Origin of the sequence: Paraburkholderia sp. BR13444 (genome assembly GCF_040948755.1) — a bacterium.
Taxonomy (GTDB): Bacteria; Pseudomonadota; Gammaproteobacteria; order Burkholderiales; family Burkholderiaceae; genus Paraburkholderia; species Paraburkholderia youngii.
Window position 1 is genome coordinate 1 of sequence record NZ_JBFPKM010000029.1, and the last position, 23,947, is coordinate 23,947.

The window sequence follows — 23,947 nt, forward strand, 5'->3', positions numbered from 1 at the left end:
AGCAGACGGAATTGATGCTGCAACTCGTCGCGGCTGGACGCGGCGTCGCGGTGTTGCCGGACTGGCTCGTAGCAGAAGAGGGCGAAGGGTTGCCTGTACGGGCCATTCGTCTGGGCGAGCCGGGTATCAGCAAATGCATCAACGTAGGTGTGCGGAACGGAGAAGAGGAAATCGCTTACATCGCGGGGTTTCTCGACCTTGCGCGAGAGCTCGGCGCGACGAGTAGTCGTCACGCCTAAAGCGAAGTACGTTGAGGCTTTGGAACCTCGCGGTTCGATCCGATGCACATACTTCTTTACTCAAGCTGCTTGTTGCGGTGTGGGTAACTCGAAGACGTTGTACAGGCCCTTACCACTCAGCCACGGGGAGATCGCTCGCTGCTGTTCGGGATCCGGACGGCAATCTGGTTGACTTCTTCACGGCGGTCAGCGCGGAGGCACTCGCAAGTACATGAAGGAGTGGGATGCGGCAGCGGGTTCCGCTGCCGCATCCCACTCGGTGTCCGACCGCTGTTCTCCCCCTTCCCCCAAACAGCGCAGTGCGCCTCCGGCCGCGCAAGTGAATCCCTACTCGCCTCTCCCGCAGACGCGGCGATCGTCATTACCAGGTTCATCTTGAGCCTGCCGAGCGAGTTTCCTGACTCGATGGGAAGGAATCGATGAGCTTGAGGTCGGCCGCGCGGTCTGGAGGAGCTCTTTTTTGTCTGACGAAACCGCTATGCGGCATGAAATATCGACTAGGGCAATTTCCTGGTTGACAGCTCCATTTATGATTTTCTAGGATGCATACATCGCTGCACACCTATAAACACGCAATGGTGTGTGGCACATGTGTTCCGTCCTCGGAATTACCCTTAAAGGAGAGGTCACCATGGTTCGGCTGTCCTGTTTTGTCCGTCAAACGTTCCTGTCGTTCGTAGCGGTGGGTTGCGTCGTTGCAAGCGCGCCGTCGCACGCCGACGGAACCGCCGGCTGGGAAAGTGTGAAGAAGGCTGGCGTCCTGCGTTGCGGCGCCGCAGTTGCGCCGCCGTACGTCATGCGCGACCCGAAGACCGGCGAATACAGCGGCTTCTTCTCGGAGCTATGTCGCAACTTCGGGCAAAACGTGCTCAAAGTGAAAGTCGAGTTCGTCGATACCACGTGGGACAACATCGTCGCGGGTCTGCAATCGAACAAATGGGATCTTTCGATGGCGCTCAACGACACGCCGGAGCGGGAGAAAGCGATCTCGTTTTCCGCGCCCGCAACGGACTACAACGTTTCGTTCGTCTACAACAGGAACAACCCGAAGATCGCGAAGGGCGCCCATTCCATCGCCGAAATCGACAAGCCGGGTGTGACGGTCGCGGTGATGTCGGGTTCCGCGCAGGACAAGGCGATCACGGCCGTCTTCAAACAGGTGCAAATCATGCGCTTGCCGGGTAACGACGAAACCCGCCTCGCACTGATGTCCAAACGCGCCGACCTTCTCGCCGACGCCAACATCACGAACATGCTGCTGACGGAGGCGCATCCCGACTGGGCCGTCGCCATTCAGCCGAATCCGCCGCTCGCGCAGCAGGAAGTCGCTTTCGGTATCAGGAAAGACACGCCAGCTGCCGACATCGCGGTACTTAACAAGTACGTGAGCGAGCAGGTCAGCTCCGGCGCGGTCAATCGCCTCATCAAGACCTCCGTTCAATCCATGCTCGCTTCGAACAAGTGACGCTTGCTGCCATGTCGCGAGTGAGCGCGTTCGCTCGCTCGCGGCTGGCATCGCGATTTGCGTTTATGTGGCCGGTACCAGACGCAACGACATCGGCACATCCACGGTCGCGGGGTTCGACTCACCTTCGCGCGCGTAAGGCGCGTCCCGCTGGAGAGACTTCATGCTGTCATCGCAAACCATGGTTGCCCAATCTCACACGCCACCGGCTGTGGTGGACTTCACGCCGTCCACGATGGGCGATTTCGTGCAATTCGAGGATGTGTACAAGTCCTACGGCGAGAACCTGGTGGTCATGGACCACATGAATCTCGACATGCGCGCCGACGACCGGCTCGTCATCATCGGCCCGAGCGGAAGCGGCAAGAGCTCGCTGCTGCGCGTGATGATGGGACTGGAAGGCATTCAGGGCGGACGGATCGGCTTCCAGGGCAAGCCGTATATCTACGGTGCGGACTCGGGCCGCTCGAAGCGCATCGACGCCCGGTTGCAGAAGCAGATCGGGATGGTGTTCCAGCACTACACGCTGTTTCCGCATCTGTCCGTGCTGGGCAATCTCGTCCTCGCGCCGATGAAGGTCGGTGGCCTGTCGAAAGCGCAAGCAACCGAGCGGGCCCGGATGTATCTCGCGCGGCTAGGTCTGGAGAGCAAGCTGCATGCGTATCCGAGCCAGCTTTCGGGCGGTCAGAAGCAGCGTGTGGCGATCGCGCGTGCGCTGATGCTCGAGCCGAAGCTGATGCTATTCGACGAAGTGACGTCGGCACTCGATCCGGAAATGGTCATCGAAGTGCAGAACGTGATGCTGCAACTCGCTGAACAGAAGATGGCGATGATCATCGTGACGCACGACATGCATTTCGCCCGCGATATCGCTACGCGTGTGGTGTTTTGCGCGAGCGGAAAAATCGTGGAGCAGGGCGCACCCGCCGACATGTTCAGGTGCCCAAAGGAAGCACGCACCCGCGAATTCCTCGAGAAAGTGCTGCATCTCGACTGAGGTCCGCGATGAACTATCACTTCGATTTCGGTTTTCTGGCGGGAAGCGCGGGCGCGTTGCTCGCCGGGCTCAAGGTCACGCTCGAACTGGCCATCGCCTCCAACGCGATGGGGCTCGTGCTGGGCTTCTTCCTGTGTCTGCTCGCGATGAGCCGGTGGACCGCGGTTCGCTGGCCCGCTCAGCTTTTTATCGAGTTCTTTCGATGCACGCCGGCGCTGCTGCAGATCGTCTGGTTCTTCTACTGCATTCCGATGATGGTCGACGTTTTCATCGACCCGATCATGATGGGCGTGCTGGCGCTCGGCCTGAACCTGACGGCCTTCAACGCCGAGGCCTATCGGGCCGGTGTGCAGGCAGTCCCGAAAGAGCATCTCGATGCCTGCATCGCGCTCGGACTGAAGCCCTGGCAGCGCACCTTTTATGTGGTGCTGCCGCAGGCGCTGCGCAGTGCGATGCCCGTGCTGATGACCAACGGCATCGGCAGCCTGCAGCAGAGTGCGCTGGTGGCCATCGTAGCCGTCGCGGACCTGATGTATGTCGGCAAGAGCCTCGCAACGGAAGCGTATCGTCCGCTCGAAACCTACACGCTGGTCGCACTCATTTACTTCGCGCTCTCACTGCCGATAGCCAGGCTGGTGCATGTGATCGAGCGTCGTCAGGACCTTGCCGTCCGCCGTTGAGGAGAAGACCATGCACCTCGAATTTTCCGCCGTGCTGCCGTACTGGCTGGTATTGCTCAAAGGGCTTGCGCTCACGGTTGCATTCACGAGCAGTTGCGCGGTGATCGGAAGCCTCGCGGGGTTCGTGCTGAGCCTGTTGAGAATGTCGCCTTCTCGCTGGATGAAAGCAGCGACGTCGCTCTACGTGGAGTTCTTTCGCGGCACGCCTTTGCTGATCCAGCTTTTCTGGGTGTATTTCTGCTTCCCCGTGGTTTTCCGCGTGGAGATTCCGCCGTATCTGTCGGTAGTGATTTCGCTGACGCTGTACATGGCGGCTATCACCAGCGAAACGTTCCGCGGCGCGCTGAAGTCGATTTCGGCCGAGCAGCATGACGCCTGCATCGCGTTGAGTCTGTCGGCGCACGCGAAGATTCTCTACGTGATTTTTCCGCAGGCGCTGCTGCGCGCGATTCCGCCGCTGCTGTCGAACATCGTGAGCCTGTTCAAGGAGAGCGCGCTGATTTCGTCCGTGGGCGTCGCGGACCTGATGTTCGTCGGTCAGAGCATTTCGACCAGCACCGCGCGGCCGGTCGAGTTTCTCACCACCGTCGCGATCATTTATTTCCTTGTCGCATTCCCGCTGACGCGTCTCGTCGGCGTGGTCGAGACACGCCTGCTTTCGCGTTTTGCCTGATACCCCAACCAGTCCATCGTTAAGTGGAGAAACAATCATGCAGATGAAGGGAATCCTGCCCGCACTCGTGACGCCGTTCAATGCCTCGGGCGCCGTCGATCACGACACCCTTGCCAACATCCTCGAATTCCAGCTCAAGGCGGGCGTGACGGGCTTCGTGCCGCTGGGTTCGACGGGCGAATACTATGCACTGACGCACGACGAACGCCGTGCGATCCTGAAGACCGTGCGCGAAGTGGTCGGCGGGCGCGGCACGCTGATCGGCGGCGCGAACGGTTCGAGCACACGCGAAGTGATCGAGCAGACACGTCTGGTGCGCGATGCGGGCTACACGAACGTGCTCATCGCGCCGCCGTACTACGCGCTGCCGTCGCAGGAAGAACTGATCGGCCATTACGAGGCGATTCTCGAAGCGGTGCCCGACGTCAACGTGATCCTCTACAACTATCCGGTGCGCACCAACGTCGAAGTGGGCTTCGGCGTGCTCGATGCGTTCAAGGACCATCCGCGCGTAGTCGGTATCAAGGAAAGCAGCGGCAATCTGCTGCGTGCCATCGAGATCGGCGAGAAGTACAAGGGCAACTACCAGCTGTCGTGCGGTTCCGACGATCAGGCGCTCGACTTCTTCCTGTGGGGCGCAACGAGCTGGATTTGCGGTCCCGCAAACTGCTTCGTGAAGCAGGTCGTGGATTTCTATAACAGGTTCGCTGCCGACGATATTCGCGGTGCGCAGAACGTGATGCGCACGCTGTTCCCCGTCATGGCGACGATGGAAGCAGGCAAGTTCGTGCAGAAGGTGAAGTATGGCTGCGAGCTGGCTGGCTTCAAGGTCGGCGCTGCGCGCATGCCGCTGAAGCCGCTGACCGACGAAGAAAAGGCCGACTTCCGTGCTGTCTTCGAAGCCGTACAGGCCTGACGACTGTGCCGGCGGCTCAGGCCGCCGGCTTTCCTCTTTCGGGACAATCGAATGAGCAGACACCGTTTCGTGAGCATCGAAGGACATACGCAAGGTATGCCCGTGCGCATGTTGATCGACGGCATGCCGGCCCTCGAAGGCGCGACGATGGCCGCGCGCCGCAAGTCGTTCGTCGAGAGCCACGACTGGATTCGTCGCGCGCTGATGCTCGAACCACGCGGACATGCACATATGTCCGGGACGCTGCTGTATCCGCCCGTTTCCGCCGACGCGGATATGAGCCTGCTGTTTATCGAAACTTCAGGCTGTCTGCCGATGTGCGGCCATGCGTCGATCGGCTCGATCTCGTTCGCGCTCGAAGCGGGACTCGTGCGGCCGAAGTCGCCCGGCACCGTCGTCGTGGACGTGCCTGCGGGCAAGCTTCACGCGCGCTACGAGATGGACGGCGAGCGGGTAGCGTCGGTGCGCTTCACGAATGTGCCGAGCTTTCTGCTGCATCGCGATGTCGAGATCGTGCACCCGCATTTCGGACGACTCACGCTCGATATCGCATATGGCGGAAACTTCTATCCGATCGTCGAAGTCCAGCCCAACTTTCCCGGCTGCGAACACTTCTCGCCGGAGCAACTGCTTATGTGGGGTCGCCAGCTGCAACAGGCGGTGAACGAAACGCTCGACGTGGTCCATCCGGACGACCCGGCCATACGCGGCATCAGACACGCGATGTGGACGGGCGCGCCGATCTCGGATGACGCCGATGCGCGCGCGGTCGTGATCGCGGGCGACAGTCTGATCGACCGCTCGCCATGCGGCACGGGCACCTCCGCCCGCGTTGCGCAGCGCTACGCACGCGGACTGCTCGCGCAAGGTGAAGGTTTCCGGCATCAGAGCCTGATCGGCAGTTGCTTTACGGGCCGCGTGGAAACCACGACGAGACTCGGGAACGGTCTGGACGCGGTGTTCCCGAGCGTCGAAGGACGTGCGTGGATCACCGGGCGGGCAGAATACTATGTCGACGATACCCAGCCCTATGCTCATGGTTTCAGCCTGCAGGAGTACGCGAATTGAACGCCGTTCCTCGTGACACTGTTTCGCGTGACACGCTGCCTGCTGGCCTGGAATCTGCCGTCGTGATCGGCGGCGGCATCGTGGGCGTGTGCTGCGCGCTCTATCTGCAGCGCGCCGGATACGCCGTCACGCTGATCGACCCGGAAGCGCCCGGCAACAGCACGGCGAAGTGGAGTTGCGGCCAGATGGCCGTGAGCGAAGTCATTCCGCTCTCGAAGCCCGGCGTGCTGATGAAAGTGCCCGGCTGGCTGTTCGACCGGAAGGGACCGCTGTCGCTTCGTCCCAGCGCGTTGCCGGGCATCGTCCCGTGGTTCGTGCGCTTTCTGATGTGCGCGCGGCACGCGAAGATCGTCGAGATTGCGCAGTCGATGGCGACGCTGACGCACGACGTCTACGCAGACTTCGCGCCGCTGCTCGACGCCTGTGACGACAAGACGCTGATGGGCGAGCGGCCGATCCTCGAAGTATTCGACGATCCCAGCGCGCTCGTGCACGAGCAGCCGCATCTGGATCTGCGCGAGTCGCTCGGCTTCAAGTCCCAGCGGCTGAACGCGAAGGAAATCGGCGATCTGGAACCGGCGTTCGCAGGCAGGTTCTCACACGGGCTGATGTTTCCGGACTGGCGTGCAGTGAGCGACACGATGGGCTTCATCGCGGCGCTCACGGCGAGTTTCATCGCGCAGGGCGGCCGCCGGATTCGCACGGAAGCGGATCGCATCGACGAATCGAATGGCCAGGCGACGGGCGTCACGCTGGCCAACGGCGAGCGCATTGCCGCCCGGCATGTGATCGTCGCCGCGGGCACGGGCGCGCGGCGCTTCTTCCGTTCACTGGGGATCGACGTGCCGTTGACGGGCATCGCCGGATATCAGGCCGTCGTCTCCGACCCGGGCGTGGAAATCCGCCACTCGACGATCTATGCCGACGGCGGCTTCTGCTTCACGCCGATGACGCGCGGTCTGCAGATCGGCGGCACGATCGAGTTCGCGGGCCACGGCGCCAAACCGGATTTCAGGCGCGCGGACATCATTCTCGACAAGGCGAAACGCGTGTTGCCGCAGATGCGCACGTCGAATGTCGAATACGGCGTCGGCTATCGCCCGTTCCTGCCGGACACGAAGCCGATCATCGACCGTTCGCGCAGACTGTCGAACGTGTTCATGGCATTCGGTCACGGGCAACTCGGCCTCACGCTCGGCGCAACGACGGGACGACTGATTGCCGATCTGGTCGCGGGACGGCCGACGAAACAGGACCTCGCGCCGTTCAGTGCTTACCGCTTCTAGAGTCACCATCACGGAGAACACGATGCGTTGGAACAGGACGTTCACGATGGTCGGATGCCATGCCGAAGGTGAAGTCGGCAACGTCGTAACGGGAGGGCTGATCGACGTGCCGGGCAGCACGATGTTCGAGAAGATGCTGTATCTCGAAGAGCACGCAGACGAGCTGCGCAGGATCTGTCTCTTCGAGCCTCGCGGCTCGGTGAATCACAACGTCAACTTCATATTGCCCGCCACAGATCCTCGTGCGCAGATGGGTTATGTGATCGGTGAATCGACGGAGTACGTGGCGATGTCCGGCTCGAACACGATGTGCGTCGCCACTGTGCTGCTCGAAACGGGCATTCTGCCGATGCGCGAGCCCGTCACGGAGCTGGTGCTGGAGGCGCCCGCCGGAGTCATTCATGTGAAATGTGAGTGCTCGAATGGCAAAGTGACGCGCGTCGAGTTCACGAACCAGCCCGCTTTCGTCGCGCATCGGGATGCGTATGTCGAGGTGCCCGGCGTCGGCAGCATCGCGATGGATGTTGCATACGGCGGCATGACGTATGCCCTGGTCGACGCGCAGGCGCTCGGTTTCGATATCGCACCCGACGAAGCGCGAGACCTTTGCGAACTCGGCCAGAAAATCAAGGCGGCAGCCGTCGAGCAGTTGCCGTTCTCGCATCCGCTCAATCCTCTGATCAAGGGCGTCACGAATACGCAGTTCATGGGCCCGTTGCGGCGGGAAAACGGCAAGCTGTTTGCACGCAACACCGTCGTCGTGTCGCCGGGGCGTTGCGACCGTTCTCCGTGCGGCACGGGAACCTCGGCACGCCTTGCGGTCTTGCACGCGCGCGGTCTGATCGACGTCGGCGAAACCTTCGTCCATGAATCGATCACGGGATCGCGATTCGAAAGCCGCGTCGCTGCGACAACGAAGGTCGGCAATTACGCGGCCGTGGTGCCCGTCGTGTCCGGTCAGGCGTGGATCACCTCCATTTCGCAGATCGGAGTGGATCCGACGGACCGCTTCCAGACGGGTTTCACCGTGGCCGACACATGGCTGGAAGCAGTCGACGACAAGCTCATCAAATCGCGTCAATCAACTTCAAACTGAACATGAAATCCTACGATCGACTTTTCATCGACGGCCGCTGGGTCGCGCCCGTCCACAACGGCAGCTTCGACACCATCGACCCCAGCAGCGAGCAGGTACTCGCCAAAGTGGCCGCTGCGACGGCAGAGGATGTCGACCTCGCCGTGCAGGCGGCGCGCAAGGCGTTCGACGCAGGTCCGTGGCCGCGCATGCGCGGCGCCGAGCGGGCCGCCGTGTTGCGACGGATCGGCAAGGGCATTCGCGACCGTCTGCACGAACTGGCCGAAATCGAAGTGCGCGACAACGGCAAACCGCTGCCCGAAGCGCTGTGGGATCTCGGCGACGCGGCAGGCTGCTTCGAGTTCTACGCGAACCTCGCCGAAACACTCGACGACAATGCCGAGCAACCCGTCGCGCTACCCGACGACCGTTTCACGTCAGTGGTACGCAAGGAGCCGATCGGCGTGGCGGGCGCGATCATTCCGTGGAATTTCCCGATGCTGATGGCGGCGTGGAAGGTCGCGCCGGCGCTGGCGGCGGGATGCACGATGGTCCTGAAGCCTTCCGAGTTGACGCCGCTGACGGCGCTCGAACTCGCCGGGATTGCGGCGACGGCGGACCTGCCGCCCGGTGTGCTCAACGTCGTCACGGGCTTCGGCAAGGACGCGGGCGCGTCGCTCAGCGAACATCCCGGCATCGACAAGCTCGCGTTCACGGGCAGCGTGCCGACGGGCAGCCGGATCATGCAGGCGGCCGCGCGGGACATCAAGAACGTCAGCCTCGAACTGGGCGGCAAGTCGCCGTTCATCGTCTTCGACGACAGCGATATCGACGCGGCCGCCGAATGGATCATGTTCGGCATTTTCTGGAACCAGGGCGAGGTGTGTTCGGCGACCTCGCGCGTACTGGTACAGCGTGGCATTTACGCGCGGCTCATTGAGCGGCTCGAAGAGGAAACGCGCAAAATCACCATTGGCAACGGGCTCGATGACGGCGTGCTGCTCGGACCGATCGTCAGCAAGGGGCAGTACGACAAGGTGCGCGAAGCGGTCGAGCGCGGCAAGCAGGAAGGCGCGCGGCTGGTGACGGGCGGCGCGCGGCCTGCGCATCTCGACACGGGCTACTTCATGGAGCCCGTCGTGTTCGCAGACGTGCCCGAAGACAGCTGGATCTGGCGCGAAGAGATTTTCGGACCCGTGGTGTGCGTACGGCCGTTCGATACCGAAGACGAAGCAGTGCAATCCGCGAACGACTCGCGCTTCGGTCTTGCCGCAGCCGTGATGTCGCGCGACGACGCGCGCTGCGAACGCGTTGCGCGAGCGCTGCGCGCGGGCATCGTGTGGATCAACTGCTCGCAGCCCACGTTCACGGAAGCGCCCTGGGGCGGCTACAAGCAGAGCGGCATCGGACGCGAACTGGGCGTGTGGGGCTTGAACAATTATCTTGAGACCAAACAGATCACGCGTTTCAACAGTGACAAGCCGTGGGGCTGGTACATCAAGTAAGTCGAGGCGATCATGCGCTGGAAGAAAACGCTGCAACTCGTCGACGTGCATTGCGAGGGCGAGATCGGCAAGGTCATTACGGGAGGCGTCGTCGGCATTCCCGGTGCGACCATGCTCGACAAGATGAATTACATCAACGAGGTCGACGACAGCCTGCGCAGACTCGTCGTGCTCGAACCGCGCGGCTGCCTGCAGATGTCGGTCAATCTGCTGCCGCCGCCGACGCGTCCCGAGGCGCACGCCGGCTTCATCGTGTTGCAGGCGGACAAGGCGCATCCGATGTCCGGTAGCAACGCCATCTGCGTGGTCACGGCGCTGCTCGAACTCGGCATGGTCGAGATGCAGGAGCCGGAAACGACTGTGGTGCTCGATACGCCGGCGGGTCTGGTGACCGCTCGTGCAACGTGCGCGGATGGACGTTGCGTGAGCGTGTCGCTCGATATGGTGCCCGCGTTCGTCGAACAACTGGACTTCGCTTTCGAGACACCGCAATTCGGGGCCGTCAAGGCCGACATCGCCTTTGGCGGGGTCTATTACGCGCTGATCGACGTGGCGCAAACAGGGCTCACCATCGCGCCCGAAAACGCACGCGTACTCGCCGAGCTTGGCGTTGCGTTCAAGGACGTGATCAACCGGCAGATCCGGATCCAGCATCCGCTGTATCCGCAGATCAACGAGGTCGCGTACGTGATGTTCCGCAACCGGCTCAACGACACGCTGTACCAGACCTGCACGACGCTGCCGCCGGGACGCGTCGACCGGTCGCCGTGCGGGACGGGCAGCTCGGCCAACCTCGCGACGCTCGCGGCGCGCGGCCTGGCGGACATCGGCAGCCGGCTGAAGTCGCGCTCGACGATCGGCGGCGAGTTCGACATCGAACTGCTGGGGAAAACCGAGGTGGGAGGCAGGCCGGCGGTGCTCCCGCGAGTACGCGGCCGCGCGTGGATATATGGCATCCAGCAGATTGGAGTCGATCCCGACGATCCGCTGGCAGCCGGTTTCATGCTCAGCGACACGTGGGGCTCGGGTTTTCCGAAGGTCTGAGGGGAGATGCGCGCGATGGTAAACTTGACCGCGCGCCCGTCTTTCCGGGCCCACGACGACTGCGGTGAAACGATGAGCAAAGGTACGAGCGAGACAGAGACACAGGGTCGCCGGCATGGCGGACGGTACATCTACGAAGAGTTGCGAAAGCAGATCCTGACGCTGCAGCTCAAGCCGGGTGCGCCGCTGGACGAAGTGTCGCTGGCCGCGCAGTTCGGCCTGTCGCGTTCACCCGTGCGCGATGCGCTCGCCAGGCTGATCAGCGAAGGTCTCGTGACCATCCTCCCCAACCGGACGACACTCGTCACACCGTTCGAAATCGAAGAATTCCCGAAGTACATCTCCGCGCTGGACCTGATCCAGCGCGCGGTAACCCGGCTTGCCGCTCAGCACCGCACGGACGCGGACCTTGCACGCATCCAGAAGGCCGACGACGTCTACATGCAGGCGGTCGATAGCGGCGACTTCCAGGCGATGTCGGAAACAAACAAGGCATTGCACATGGCCATCGCGCATGCCGCGAACAATCCGTACTTCGTGGGCTATTACGAGCGTCTGCTCGGCGAGGGGCAACGGCTGCTGCATCTGCATTTCGACTACACGGTAACGTCACAGACCGCGACGAAGCTCGGGCGTGATCACGCGGAATTGATCGGCGCGATTGCACGCAAGGACGCTGAGGCGGCGGAACGGCTTGCGCACGAGCACACGATGTTGTTCCAGAAGCGCTTCCTCGACTACATGCGTCAGAACATGACGGAATCGATCGCGCTGTTGTAATCGGCGCGAGATGCGCAGGGCGCTTGAGGTTGTTTTTCGACGATCGGCTATCGGTATGTCCGGGTACGCGTCAGAGCGGGAAGCGGGGATGTGCTGCTGCTCGGCAGCGATATGCAGAAGGATTCCGGTGCTGTGCGCTGACATGAGAGTCCACCGTCTTTGGAAGGAAGGGCAGTTGAATCAAAAACTTCATGGTCAATATGTTCTCGTCACAGGCGCTTCGGGCGCACGCGCCGGGTCGCGGAATGCCTCATCCTCGACGGTGGGCACGTACACGGCTGAAAGATCTCCGGCGCGCAATGATCGCACGAGCTTGATGGCGTCACGTCGATCGGTCTTCACGCGCTCACCGGGCTTGCGCGGAATGAGTGACGGCGCGCATACCATGCAGTCGAACCCCTTTTGTACAAGCTGGCGGTACAGCCCATCGCCGCACGGTCCGGCTTCGTAGACGAGGCGTATATCGCGTGCTTTGGACTGCAGGCGCTTGCACAGGCGATTGAATCGGCCTTCGTCGCGCCGACCTTGCCGAGCACCTCAACTTCACCTGCGCCCAGTGCATAGGCAACCGTGATCGAGTCCTTATGAACGTCCAGACCTACGTACAAAATGCTATCGTGTTCCATGCTGGCCTCCGTCTCAGGCATTGCCGGGTGTGGCCCAGTCCACATCGTGCGGCTCTGGCAGAGATGCTAACTCGCGTCTGATTCCTCACGAGGGGCCAGCCCCTGCCTCGCGGAGTCATACTGTCTAATGGGTGTTACTACCGCCCGGCGCGGCCGGTCGATCAACGTGATTACCCTGTTTAGGCTATCCCGCGGCTACGCCGTGTCTGGTCCGCCACCGCGCGCGCACAACGATAGCCGCCGGCCGCCAGTTTCCCGGCTTCGCTCCACCAACCGCGACGGGCCTTCGCGCAGTGGATGAACAGCCGATAGTCGGCTGCGAGGGTCGTGGACATCGGGCTGGCTCTGACAACTGGCGCCAAAGCGGGGTAGGGGAGTGCGTTACCACCAATGTGCGGGCATCTCGTCGCGCAGCGCCGCAGTCCCGCGATGGCGGCAGCCGGCGTCGCGGCGCAGACCTGCAGGCGGGCGTTTTCCCAGCGGGCAACAAACTGACCATCGACGCCTTGATAGAGCCAGCACCACGGCCGCCCACCGCTCAGTCCCAACAGGCGTCGGTGGTGCACATTTCGATTCGCAGGAATGTGCGCATCAACGACGTGCCGGCCGCCCATTTCCGATCACGTCAGGCAAGCGCCTCGAGCTACACTGGACTGGAAAAGTGGAACCTTCACTTACAGAACCGATGTGGGGCTCGCGATCTGCCGCCGCATCAAGTCGGGGGAATTATTCCTCTGTTGTCGCTATACTGGGTCGCAGGTGCATTCATACCGGGCGGCAGATTGTTGGTGCCTTGTTGAACTAGAGCAATCGCCCGTGCATGCTTAAATCGGCTAGCAACGCTCCCTAACGCTAACAATGTCGCGATTACCAAACCGTCCGCGATGAGCCGCATCGGCCAGAACGTGTGCCAGTGCCTCGTGTTCAATTCTGCAACATGAAGGCTAACGTCTGCCGATATCGATAATATCGTACCGCCTACGAAGCAGACCAATCCTTGCCTACCCACGGTAACTACGCATGACATACGTTCGGCGAGTGCCCGAACCCATCCTAAGCGTACCGCCTGCGCGCAGAGCCAAGCAATTGAGAGAAAGCTGACGATGCGGACACTCGACAAGTTCTGCTTCATATAGCCCGGCGTCGGATGCACATCGCCACAGAGCCTTACCAACGCTATCGTTAGTCCGACCGCGAGGGCGGCACTGGTCAACTGCTTGCCCCGGTCCGAGATATGAACATCGCACGGAATCGGACGCAGGCGGCACAACGTACCGAAGGTGAACATCAATTGCCAGGCAAAGGGATTGAAGGGCCAGCCTTCTCCGCTTGCACTGGGCATTGTCGTCCCCAGCCATGGCGCTGCAAGCCAGACTACGAAACTTATGACAAGCGCTGTCGACTGCGAGCGTCGTGCCAGGGGCACGGTTAGCGGGACACAGAGCGCGAAGACCACATACATCGGCAGAACGGCTGAGAGAAACGGTTGTTGACGGAAGAGTGCGATGTCAAACAGCGTTCGCATTGGGTGCAATAAGAAGCTTGGCCAACTGGCGCCAGCAACAATGTATGGAACCGGCATGAGCGTGAGAACCGCACTACAGGCAAGCATCAATACGGCGGTTAGCAGGTAAGCGTGGTATATCTCGAAGGCGCGCTTCAGGAAGCGCAGCCGCGCCGCGGCTTCTCCCTTGTTTGACGCAACACTGAGATAGGCGGAAGCCGATGCATAGCCACCAAAAAAGACAAAAACTTCGGCGGCATCGCAATAGGCATAGGTGTGCAGCATTACGTGCTGAAGAAGGCCGCTAAGATTGTGGTCGAGCGCAATGATTATCAGAACGACTCCTCTTAGAAAATCCAACTCAACCGAGCGTTTTACCGACGAACTCATTAATCCACCTTTCAATCTGTGTCGCTACGTTTGTCCGTGAAACCCGACGGCTACGTTGGGAAGCAAGGCGGACGTTATTGGTACGCGGTTGTCTTGGTAATTCGCTCAATTTGGGTGCTCCGACCCTGTCCGTATAAGCACCACGTGCAAAAATGCTCGCGGTTATTTGTGAAGAGCCGATAGCGGTTTTCGCCAATGCGCAAATAAGCACGTCGGACCACTTCATCGCCCCGGCAGGGCGCATCGTCGGGAAGTTCAATCCAGATTGCGTTCCCATTCCAGAACGCTTCGATTGACGACTCGCAAACGGGGGCCCCTGCGAAGCGACGTCCAGAGACCGGCGTAGTGGACCACCTTGCCTTCGCCCACGTAGATTCCGTGATGCGTGTAGCCGCGGCGACGCGTGACCGGATGCAAGCCAACTACCAGTTGAATATCGCTTTCCCAGCAATTCTGTCGCATTAAATAGCACATTTCGATTACCGTGTTTCAGTGTTACCCGCTCGACTATCTGCAGAGAGCATGCCAACTTTCTTTTGAGTATCTCTGCACTCACCGGCACCGCTGTGTCGGGCTATTCGCTACGTTGCTTGAGGAAAGCATTGAGCCTGGCAGTGAGAAATCTCAGAGGTGAGACGCCAGAATTGAGAGATGGGCCGGCATCTCGGCCTACCCTGAGATGAATGCCCCGTCTTCGGGACGGCAGCCGGCGTAAGATGCTTAAGCCTGTTCTGGTTCAGCTATCGAGATTGTGGTTGCGGGACGATTCGCGTGGGTGACTCACCGGCACTGAAAGCAGAGCGCGCGCGGCTCCGTGAAACGCGACATAGATGGACGAAGGCAAGCGAACCGATGATGACGTCGCTAGAAGCGATGGCGGGGGCAAGCGCCCAGCCATGTACTGACGCAGAGGAAGCAGGGAGTTTTGTTCTCCAGTACGCAAAAGGCAGGCAAATGCAAGGAAAAGCCGGGGTTGGGCCTCACGAACGCTGCGTGAAGCCCCAACGTTCAGATATTGCAGCGGCGATTCCCAGCACATGCTGAGCGACGATGGACGCTCGAGCGTCATCAATCCTGTCCGCAGGTGCGAAGATTCCAACAGATGCCTTGGCCTCGCCGAGACCGTCGAAGACGGCAGCGGCAATTTCCCCGATTGCAGGGCGCCACCCTCCCATACAGACGAATGCGCCTGACCACGGCGACATTGCGGTTTCCGGCGTGCCGCCTGGTCGGTAGCAGTCGCGACTTTCAGGCGTTCGAGGTCCGCCAGCCTTTGCCTCCAAGATGACCAAACCTGCCGCGGTCGAGTCGGCCGGCGCCGAGGTCCCAATGCTCAGGGATGCAGAGACACGGTCACGCGCGCTAACGCTATCGACACAACAAATCGAGTCTCCTTGAAGAAGCGCAAGGAACGCAGTCTCCCCAGTAAGGTGCGAAAGCTCAGCCAGGAGTGGCGCGGCGAGGCGTCGTATGTCGATATCAACAATCCCGCGACCGCCCATCGAGAGGACCTTGAATCCAGTGAAATAGCGGCCCGTCGCTTCCTCGCGGGAGATGAAGTCGGCGTGAACGAGGGTCCGCAAGGTTCGATGCACATTGCACAGCGAGAGGCCAGTCAACTCAGCAATCTCACGGGCGGTCCGACCTCGTCCATTCGTATCTGCTACTGCTTCAAGGACGTGCAGTCCCTTGAGTAACGTCTTGTCCATGCGAACTTGTAGAGCGGCGCTTATTTTGAGTCTGGAACGCTACAGGCGTCTCGGAAGGCAGACATGTAGGTCTTCGCTTTGCGCGGCGCGTTTCTCGTCAGCAAAAAAGAGCGTGTGGTGGTCCACACGCTCGTTCTGCATTACGACTTCATGTGACTCAGCGCCACCTCTTGCAACTCAACCTCGCGCTGGCACTGTTCGACCGCCCCAACTCCGACGGGGGGCCCGCGAAAGCGGCGGCGCTCAAGTCCGAACCAGCCAACGATGAGCAGGGCGAAGAGGCCGATGAAGTACTGACGAAGGATTTCGGTCGGCGGTTGCAATCCAACCCAGACGATAAAGACGCCACCTACAACGGCGACGATTCCGCATGGCTTCGACCAGACACCGAGGCGGAACGGACCATATTTGCGATTCTTCGCGAACAGCGCCGCGAGAATCGCCATACCGTAGCAAATCTGATAAAAGAGCGCCGTGCCAGCTGTCAGGGCCGCAAATGCCGACGAATAGAGCGTCACGGCCACCCCGGCAATCGCGCCAAACCAGATTGCCGAGGCCGGCGTACGAAAGCTGGGCGAGACCTTGGCAAAGCCTTTGGGGAGTCCGCCGTCGCGAGCAAACGAATACAGTGCCCGCGAGAAGCCGGTCATGCAGCTTGCACCGCACATGTACACAGAAATCGTGATGGAAGCCGCGACGAAGTGCTTTAGCCATTGCGGTGCCACAACTTCTTGGTAGAGCTTCAGGAATCCATCGGGCCCCTTCTTCGCAATCTCAGCGGGGTCGTGCATTGCGAGGCCAAAAATCACAAACAGCGCGAGTCCGAGGATGACGGAGAACAGCACCGAGTTCTTCATCGCACGAGGAACGGCGCGAGTAGCGTCCACAGTTTCTTCGGAAACGTGCGCAGATGCGTCGTAACTGGTAACCAGCCACATCGGGAGCAGCAAAGCGTATCCGCAGATGAGCAGGGGATTCGTTGTACGCGGAACGACATCGCCGCCGGCTGCACCCGTGTTGTTGACGAAGTCGAACAGGTGCGTGAGGTTCGCGGGGTGAATGTTATAAAGCATCATCCCGCACAGCGCAGTCGCTCCGACGAAGGTGATGTAGGCACCAATCTCCACGAGCCGGGACAGCGTCTTCACGCCTACGTGGTTGAAAATCGCCCAGGTCACCATCAGCACTGACACGCCGAGCAACTGTTCCCAGTAGCCCCAGTGCGACGTATCAATCTGGAAAATCTCATTGAGAATCATCTGGTTGAAGACCAGATACGTGGCGACGGCCGTACCGCCCATCGAGAAGACGTAGGCAAGCAGATTTATCCACGACGTCGCCCATCCCCAGCCGCGACCACCGAGAACAGATGACCAGTGATAGAGGCCGCCTGCCGTGGGGATGGCCGAGCTGATTTCACCTAGCGAAAGGGCCGTCGCGAGTGCAATAACACCGCCCACCAGCCACATCACGGTCAGCCCGAACATCCCGGCCGTGCCGAGTCCTTGTTGCATGTTCACCGAGACGCCGAAGAACACGCCGATAACCATAAACGAAACGGCGAAATTCCCGAACGCGGACATACGCCGCGACAACTCCTGAGCATAGCCGAAGCGGTGCAGCGTCTCTGCGTCTTCACGCAGGATATCTTCTGTACGACGCTCGCTCACAATATCTCCTGACGACATTCCAGCATCTCCTGATAGTGTAGGGCCACGGCCTGACAAAAAAGAATTCGACCGCGACACAGAAAGGGAAGACGTTTTCGTTACGCCTTTTTTATGCGTCTCTACTGCAACGTCCATGCCAATCTGCTTTTGATGCGTCCCTAAATCCTTCTCTGCTTGTGCCTGCCCGCTCCGCGGGGCTTCGCGAGAGTTCGGGGCAAATTGTCGGAGTCTTACGAAATCATCTTTGAGACGCCCGTCGCTGCCTGACTCGTCTCATGCCTGAGAAATCTCACGGTGAGCCTCGAACGGGACATTCAATGAAACTCGCCGGCCCCTAGCCGGCGAAGCCCAAGGGCTCTCACACATCACCATTCCGCATCTCCTCGCGAAATCGGCATAAAGCTTGCAGAAATCCTCACGCCAACCGCGAGGTTCGAGTCCTCCTCGAATGCTTCCGGTTGCGGCCTTCAGGAGATTGCAATGACTACCGCCTCAACTTCGCTTCACGGGCAAATCGAAAAATGGTTTGGCGGTGCTCAGCGGACCTCGATTCGTATCTCACGCGGCGCCACTAACCAGAAGAGGAGCGTCACCGTGTCACGCATCGACAGTCCGTACGCCATCATTTTCTTCAGACACGGTGACGGCTCCTGGCAGGTTTATCCGCAGCGTGGCGGCCGTCCGGCCTTTCTGGCCATCGAACGTGCGGCTTGACGTGCATGTACCAGCCCGATGCCGGAGCTTCGTTGAGCCGGGGCATTGCTCGCCTTCGCGCGTAGGACTGACGTCGATTTCGAACCCGTCTAGGTTTGAGAACCGTCGGTTCATCCGGCACAGACACACAACGATCTAATCAGCCGGTTGCTCACGTGCAGCCGCTCTTGTTGAATAGCCCCTCTCATTCATGTATGCAAACAAAAATGATGTGATAGTCGTGGGCGCCGGAATCGTTGGCCTCGCTATCGCGCACGAACTGGCAAAGCGCAACCTGGCTGTAACGGTCGTGGACAAAGGAGAGCCCGCCGGTGAATGTTCGGGCGGCAACGCAGGCGCGCTTTCGTATCATTCCTTTGCGCCGCTCGCCCTTCCCGGAGTTCTGTCGGGTGCCATCAAGATGATGTGCAACCCGAAGGGGCCGCTGTATGTCCCACCGCTCTATTTCCCGTTCGCTGCGTCATGGTTGTTCCAGTTCGTAAAGTCGGCCGAGCCAGCTCGCGTGTACAAAACTGCCGAGTCACTGGAATGGCTGCTTCACCATGCGCCACGCGACCACAAAGAGCTGGCAACCGATGTCGGCTTTGCGCAGCAGATGCGCCAGACTGGGCAGTTGCATCTCTACCCCTCAGAAGTATCGCTAGCAAAAGACGCGTTTGCCTGGGCGCTAAAGTCCCAGCTTGGGATGCGTATGCAGAAGCTCGACCGAAAGTCGATTCGAGAAATTGAGCGTGATGTGTCGCCAGACTACGTTGTCGGCCTCCTCCTTCCGGACGACCACTGGCTTCGCGACCCGCTCGCCTATGCGCGCGCAATCGCAGACGCGGCCCGTCTGCGTGGTGTCGCGTTTGAACGGGCCAGCGTCACGACGCTTGAATCGAACGCGCTGAACTGGGTGGTTCGCGCGGGCGACCGCGTGTTCAGCGCCACGCACGTGGTTCTCGCGTCGGGCGCGTGGTCGAACGTACTACTGCGCTCTGTCGGCCTTTCAGTGCCGCTGGAAACTCAGCGCGGGTACCACCTGCATGTCCCCCAATCGGATACGCATCTCTCGCGCACAATCGTGCTTGCTGACAGGAAGGTCTTTATCACGCCGATGGAAAGCGGTCTGCGTATTGCAGGCACAGTCGAATTTGGCGGCACTCAGCGCCCGGGTAATGAGCGGCGAGCAACCCTTCTCGAACACCATGCCCGGGCAGGACTGCCATCGTTGAATACGACGCGTGGCGCGACCACGTGGATGGGACACCGTCCCTGCATGCCCGATTCAATGCCCGTTCTGGGTCAGGCACCTGACCGAAAAAATCTCTGGCTTGCCTTCGGACACGGCCACCTTGGGCTGACTGGTTCAGCTCCCACAGCCAAGATTATCGCGGACTGCGTGACAGGCCGGCCGCCGCAGAGGGACCAACTTGGGCGATTCTCTGCAGCGCGCTTCGGCAAACCCGCCGTCCAGGAAGCCTGATTCGGGGGCGCGCTCATCCGCGTACTGCTGCGTCACAGGGTCGTCATCATGACCTGCTTGCCGCCGGCTTGTCCGGTGTACGGTTCCGTGTCAAGCGGGTGGCCTGTTTTCTTCGGAATCTGGTATTACTCGCCGTCCTGATTTTGCGAGTCGTAGTTCGTACTGGCCTCCACCGCTATGGAGCCAGCGGCGCGATTCCAGTAGGGCAGGTACCGTCCGGTAGTATTAGTCCCGGGTGTGCCGACGTACATCTGGTCTTTGCCATCGAACGCATTCGGCTCCGGCGATGCCCAGGAATGACTTGTGGGATTCGAGTGCCGACCGGAGCATGTCATCCGCCACATGGCGGTCAGCAATGCCCCGGGTTCGCATTGCCACCAACGAATCAGCCAGGTTGGCTGCGATATCCATCGTCGCGTCGAGTTCCCCGGCGACCTGAACGGCGTTGGTGCGAGCAAGCTCCTGTGCGTACCGAACAGCCGCATCTTTCTGGGAGGCACCTACACGGATACTGATGCTCGCGATGCAAACAAAGAATCCGGCTGTTACGGCAAGCGCGACGGCCGCGAGCATTTTGGCCTTGAGCGTCACCTTTTTTTTGTTATACATAGGTCACCTCGCGCGTTTTGCGCGTCGTCTGTTCTGGCCGCTGGCGACTGAGCGGCGTTCGACGGGACGCGGTCCCGTAGTCTTTGGATTGAGTTCAGATACGCGAGCGCCACCCGCGTGACCGCGTCAAAAGACAAGGTCAGGCGAGTGGCGATACGTCGGGCAAGGTCAGGCGCTTACGGCCGCACGCACTGAGCGGAGGTGGGAGGACTCAACGCTGTCTGCCAGCAACTCCGCTGTTGCGCACGAGAGCGTCCAGCCGAGGTGTCCGTGTCCGGTGTTGTAGAACACGCCGTCCTGTTTGCCAGGACCAACCTTGGGAAGCATGTTGGGCATCATCGGGCGCAGCCCCGCCCATGGAATAACGCGTGCGGTCGAGCAGTCGGGGAAATAGCGCCGTACCCAGTCGGTGAGGGGCGCGACGCGGTCAGCCCGGATATCCTTGTTGAAGCCGTTGATCTCCGCGGTGCCTGCGACCCGGAAGCGGTCGACACCCAATCGGCTCGTCACGATTTTGGCCGCATCATCGAGCAGGCTTACCCAAGGGGCTGCCTGTTGACTCTTTTCGTCATCGAGGTTGACCGTAATCGAATATCCCTTCACAGGATAGATGTTCACGTGGTCCCCGAACATGGCTGCAAATCGGCGGCTGTGAACCCCTGCACATACAACCACCCCGTCGACCACATCGTTTCGTCGGCGGTCGCCACCAGCAGTCGAGTGGATCCGTAAGCCGTCGGTTTCGCGGGCGATTGAGGTGATGTCAGTGTCGTAGTGGAAATGGACGCCCTTGCGACGACAAGCTTCGGCCAAACCCCGCGTGAATTTGTGGATGTCACCGGTGGAATCCGAGGGTGTGAAGAAGCCGCCGTAGAACTCGCCCCGGAGGGTCGGCTCAATCTGCTTCATTTCCCGTGGGGTGACCGACCTGCGGTCGAGGCCACCCTCACGCAGCAGGACGTTGACCGCAGACGCAGCCTCGAAACCGGCGCGGTCCGCGTAAATGTGCAGAATGCCCCGCTTCTCGAGGTTGAAGTCAAAGCCTTCCTGCTCGGCGATTGCGTACAGATGCTCGCGCGCCATGATGGCGAGGCGCACTGTATCGACCGTGTTGGACTTGTAATTCGGAATCTGGCGCAAGAATTCGCCCATCCACGAGTACTTGTGCCAGGAAGGCGCAGGGTTGAGTAAGAGCGGAGCGTCCGCTGTCGTCATCCATTTGAGTCCTTTGAGTACGGTGGCCGTACTATTCCAGACTTCCGCGTTACTCGCCGAAAGTTGCCCACCATTCGCGAACGACGTTTCCATGGCCGCATAGCGATTCTTTTCGTACACGGTCACGTCGAGACCGCGTTTCGCGAGTGCGTAAGCGGTGGTCACCCCGGTGATGCCGGCGCCGATAACTGCAACTTTTTTCATTTGCACACGTCCAGTCAAAGCTAATGCGGCGTAATCCGCATGCCCCATCTGTCCATGTACCTGAGAGTTTCCTTCTCCGGGGTTTCAACCAGAGAATCTCCTTCGGTGGGCGCCTGATGCGCCGCTCTCCAGATGTTGATGCGACACGGTCCTTTGGCCTGAGAGTTTCCGGGGCGGTTGCTCCGTCGGCGCCGCTGTTGAATCAGCGGTCTCTCCCGTGTTCGCAATGAGATATCAGTGCTGCACCGCAGGCGAAACCCCTGAACGCATCCGGTCCGAGCGTCACGGTTTTTCGCCTTCGGCTTTCAATTCAGGAAGGCATCTTGGCGCGTCGGAATCGTTCCAGGTCGACGCTCGGCATCTCGGTCGTTTCCGACACCGCCGATGTCGCGCCCCGTTTGATGAAGTCGGCGAGTCGTTCGGCGAGCATAATCGTCGGAGCAGTCGTGTTCCCCGAGACGAGTGCTGGCAAGACCGACGTGTCGGTTACACGGAGGCCTTCCAGCCCGTGAACACGGAACGTCGTATCCACAACCGACATGTCGTCCGTGCCCATCCGGCAGGCGCCTGACGGGTGAAGTGCGCCTTGCCCCGTCTCGCGGACGAAACGGATTCGCTCTTCCTTTGTGCGAAGAATACCGCCAGGACGATACGGTGCCCTCACGTACTTGCTCATGGCTTTCTGTGCAAGCGTCTCCTGACCAATCCGGACGCCTTCCGCCAGCACTTCGGCATCGTACGGGTCCGACAGGTAGTTCGGGTCGACGAGAGGCGGCACTGCAGGGTCGGCGCTGGCGATGCGTATCGTGCCGCGTGAGCGCGGACGTGTCTGGTACACGTTCAGCGTCAGACCGTTGCCGCTCGGTGTCTCGTCTGCACCTTCTTCGACGCCAGCGCCCGGCAGAAAGTGATACTGCAGATTAGGAAGAGGGTCATCCTCGGCGCCGTACCAGACGAGTCCGCCTTCGCAGATGTTGGAACTCACCGGGCCGCTACGGAACAGCGCGTATTCGAGACCCGCGCTGACCTGGTTGCGGAATTTCTTGTAGCGGTCGTAACTGTGCTCACCGGTCAGGTCGTAAATGAGGAACATATCCATGTGGTCCTGGAAGTTCTCGCCCACGCCCGGGAGGTCATGTACCACCGACACGCCGGCCTTGCGAAGTTGTTCAGCCGGACCGATGCCGGAAAGCATCAACAGATGGGGGGAGCCGATTGCGCCAGCGGAGATGATGACTTCGCGCTCCGCGCGGACAATCTTCCGTTGACCATTTTCGACGTGCTCCACGCCAACCGCCCGTCCGTTCTCGACGACGATGCGCACCACGCGGGAATCGGTCTTGATGGTCAGGTTCTTCCGGTTGCGCGCCGGATTGAGATACGCGACCGCGGCGCTGCATCGCTTTCCATCCCGCGTCATCGTCTGGTAGAGACCGCAACCCGCCTGCTTTCCGGAGTTAAAGTCCTGGTTGTAGTTGATGCCCATTTCCTGACACGCTCGCAACCAGGCTTTGGTCAGATAGTGGGTGTAGCGCTGGTCAGAAACTCCCAGCGGGCCGCCCGTACCATGCTCTGGGCCGGCGAAGCGCTCGTTGTCCTCTGCCTTTCGGAAATAAGGCAAAACATCGGCATAGCTCCAGCCATCGAGGCCCATCGAAGCCCAGCCGTCGTAGTCTTCCGGGCATCCGCGCATGTAGACCATCGCGTTGACGGAGCTTCCACCGCCAAGCACGCGGCCTTGCACCATCTCTGGTGTGACCATGTTCTGTTGTCGCTGCGGCTGCAGGCGGTAACGGGTCAGCAGATTGCCCTTGGCTGTCTTGAAATACGTTGCCGGCATGTGAATGTAGGGATTGACGTCGCGCGGCCCCTGCTCAAACAACAGGACGGAGACATTCGAATCCTCGGTCAAGCGACCGGCGGTTGCGCAACCAGCTGGGCCGCCTCCGACAACAATGTAATCAACCACAAAACCCTCCTAAGAAAAGCATCGGCCGCCTCGTGCATTAGCGCTGGCAGTCGTCTCCGCGCACTCCGTAAGCGCTGCTGGGAGCGCTACACTGTCTTCTACTTTATACATACAAGCATCGTGCCAAGCGGCGCGTCTCCCTGC

Annotated in this window: 20 protein-coding genes, 2 pseudogenes and 1 riboswitch; of the genes and pseudogenes, 14 read left to right on the top strand and 8 right to left on the bottom strand. The window is 60.6% G+C overall.

What is annotated here, in order from left to right; translation table 11 throughout:
* From AB3X95_RS38215 to AB3X95_RS38270, 12 genes are all read left to right on the top strand, one after another.
* Positions 1-239: LysR substrate-binding domain-containing protein (locus AB3X95_RS38215; protein ID WP_368623952.1), on the top strand; the 239-nt coding region annotated here is incomplete at its 5' end.
* Positions 240-870: 631 nt separating this feature from the next.
* The gene (locus tag AB3X95_RS38220; RefSeq protein WP_368593748.1) at positions 871-1,704 is read left to right on the top strand and encodes a substrate-binding periplasmic protein; all 834 of its coding nucleotides are present in this window, start codon (positions 871-873) and stop codon (positions 1,702-1,704) included.
* A gap of 181 nt (positions 1,705-1,885) precedes the next feature.
* On the top strand, positions 1,886-2,701 hold the full coding sequence (locus AB3X95_RS38225; protein ID WP_368593770.1) for an amino acid ABC transporter ATP-binding protein: 816 nt from the start codon (positions 1,886-1,888) through the stop codon (positions 2,699-2,701).
* Positions 2,702-2,709: 8 nt separating this feature from the next.
* A complete protein-coding gene (locus tag AB3X95_RS38230; protein ID WP_368593747.1) occupies positions 2,710-3,381 on the top strand; it encodes an amino acid ABC transporter permease in 672 nt (223 codons plus the stop codon).
* Between the two features lie 10 nt (positions 3,382-3,391).
* Positions 3,392-4,054: an amino acid ABC transporter permease gene (locus tag AB3X95_RS38235; RefSeq protein WP_201647675.1), complete on the top strand. Its 663-nt coding sequence runs from the start codon at positions 3,392-3,394 to the stop codon at positions 4,052-4,054.
* A 37-nt stretch (positions 4,055-4,091) separates the two neighbouring features.
* On the top strand, positions 4,092-4,970 hold the full coding sequence (locus AB3X95_RS38240; protein WP_223958371.1) for a dihydrodipicolinate synthase family protein: 879 nt from the start codon (positions 4,092-4,094) through the stop codon (positions 4,968-4,970).
* Between the two features lie 51 nt (positions 4,971-5,021).
* On the top strand, positions 5,022-6,038 hold the full coding sequence (locus AB3X95_RS38245) for a 4-hydroxyproline epimerase (RefSeq protein WP_368593746.1): 1,017 nt from the start codon (positions 5,022-5,024) through the stop codon (positions 6,036-6,038).
* A complete protein-coding gene (locus AB3X95_RS38250; protein WP_368593745.1) occupies positions 6,035-7,324 on the top strand; it encodes an NAD(P)/FAD-dependent oxidoreductase in 1,290 nt (429 codons plus the stop codon). Before AB3X95_RS38245 ends, AB3X95_RS38250 begins: the two co-directional genes overlap by 4 nt.
* A 22-nt stretch (positions 7,325-7,346) precedes the next feature.
* The gene (locus AB3X95_RS38255; protein ID WP_368593744.1) at positions 7,347-8,420 is read left to right on the top strand and encodes a proline racemase family protein; all 1,074 of its coding nucleotides are present in this window, start codon (positions 7,347-7,349) and stop codon (positions 8,418-8,420) included.
* A gap of 2 nt (positions 8,421-8,422) precedes the next feature.
* On the top strand, positions 8,423-9,904 hold the full coding sequence (locus AB3X95_RS38260) for an aldehyde dehydrogenase family protein (protein WP_368593743.1): 1,482 nt from the start codon (positions 8,423-8,425) through the stop codon (positions 9,902-9,904).
* Between the two features lie 12 nt (positions 9,905-9,916).
* Entirely contained in the window at positions 9,917-10,948 is a 1,032-nt protein-coding gene (locus AB3X95_RS38265) for a proline racemase family protein (protein WP_368593742.1), read from the top strand.
* A gap of 72 nt (positions 10,949-11,020) precedes the next feature.
* Entirely contained in the window at positions 11,021-11,728 is a 708-nt protein-coding gene (locus AB3X95_RS38270) for a GntR family transcriptional regulator (protein ID WP_368593741.1), read from the top strand.
* Between the two features lie 225 nt (positions 11,729-11,953).
* On the opposite strand, the pseudogene AB3X95_RS38275 reads toward AB3X95_RS38270, so the two are convergent.
* From AB3X95_RS38275 to AB3X95_RS38295, 5 genes and pseudogenes are all read right to left on the bottom strand, one after another.
* Positions 11,954-12,354: pseudogene (locus tag AB3X95_RS38275) on the bottom strand (transposase); the annotation flags it as partial.
* 712 nt (positions 12,355-13,066) lie between these two features.
* Positions 13,067-14,248, bottom strand: a complete 1,182-nt coding sequence (locus tag AB3X95_RS38280; RefSeq protein WP_368593739.1) for an OpgC domain-containing protein — start codon at positions 14,246-14,248, stop codon at positions 13,067-13,069.
* Between the two features lie 74 nt (positions 14,249-14,322).
* Positions 14,323-14,722 (bottom strand): annotated as a pseudogene (locus tag AB3X95_RS38285) (lecithin retinol acyltransferase family protein).
* 506 nt (positions 14,723-15,228) lie between these two features.
* Positions 15,229-15,957 carry an IclR family transcriptional regulator gene (locus tag AB3X95_RS38290; protein WP_368593738.1) on the bottom strand — a complete coding sequence of 243 codons (729 nt, stop codon included), beginning with the start codon at positions 15,955-15,957 and terminating at the stop codon, positions 15,229-15,231.
* 140 nt (positions 15,958-16,097) lie between these two features.
* Positions 16,098-17,645, bottom strand: a complete 1,548-nt coding sequence (locus AB3X95_RS38295; RefSeq protein WP_368593737.1) for an APC family permease — start codon at positions 17,643-17,645, stop codon at positions 16,098-16,100.
* A gap of 462 nt (positions 17,646-18,107) precedes the next feature.
* On the opposite strand from AB3X95_RS38295, the gene AB3X95_RS38300 reads away from it, so the two are divergent.
* Both AB3X95_RS38300 and AB3X95_RS38305 read left to right on the top strand, forming a co-directional pair.
* Positions 18,108-18,341, top strand: a complete 234-nt coding sequence (locus AB3X95_RS38300) for a hypothetical protein (protein WP_368593736.1) — start codon at positions 18,108-18,110, stop codon at positions 18,339-18,341.
* A gap of 190 nt (positions 18,342-18,531) precedes the next feature.
* Entirely contained in the window at positions 18,532-19,806 is a 1,275-nt protein-coding gene (locus tag AB3X95_RS38305; RefSeq protein ID WP_368623953.1) for an NAD(P)/FAD-dependent oxidoreductase, read from the top strand.
* Between the two features lie 225 nt (positions 19,807-20,031).
* Here AB3X95_RS38305 and AB3X95_RS38310 read toward each other — a convergent pair whose 3' ends face one another.
* From AB3X95_RS38310 to AB3X95_RS38320, 3 genes are all read right to left on the bottom strand, one after another.
* On the bottom strand, positions 20,032-20,415 hold the full coding sequence (locus AB3X95_RS38310; RefSeq protein WP_368593734.1) for a hypothetical protein: 384 nt from the start codon (positions 20,413-20,415) through the stop codon (positions 20,032-20,034).
* A 168-nt stretch (positions 20,416-20,583) separates the two neighbouring features.
* On the bottom strand, positions 20,584-21,834 hold the full coding sequence (locus tag AB3X95_RS38315) for a D-amino acid dehydrogenase (protein WP_368593733.1): 1,251 nt from the start codon (positions 21,832-21,834) through the stop codon (positions 20,584-20,586).
* Positions 21,835-21,970: 136 nt separating this feature from the next.
* A riboswitch (glycine riboswitch) is annotated at positions 21,971-22,062 on the bottom strand.
* 82 nt (positions 22,063-22,144) lie between these two features.
* A complete protein-coding gene (locus tag AB3X95_RS38320; protein WP_368593732.1) occupies positions 22,145-23,803 on the bottom strand; it encodes a GMC family oxidoreductase in 1,659 nt (552 codons plus the stop codon).
* Positions 23,804-23,947: the final 144 nt, after the last annotated feature.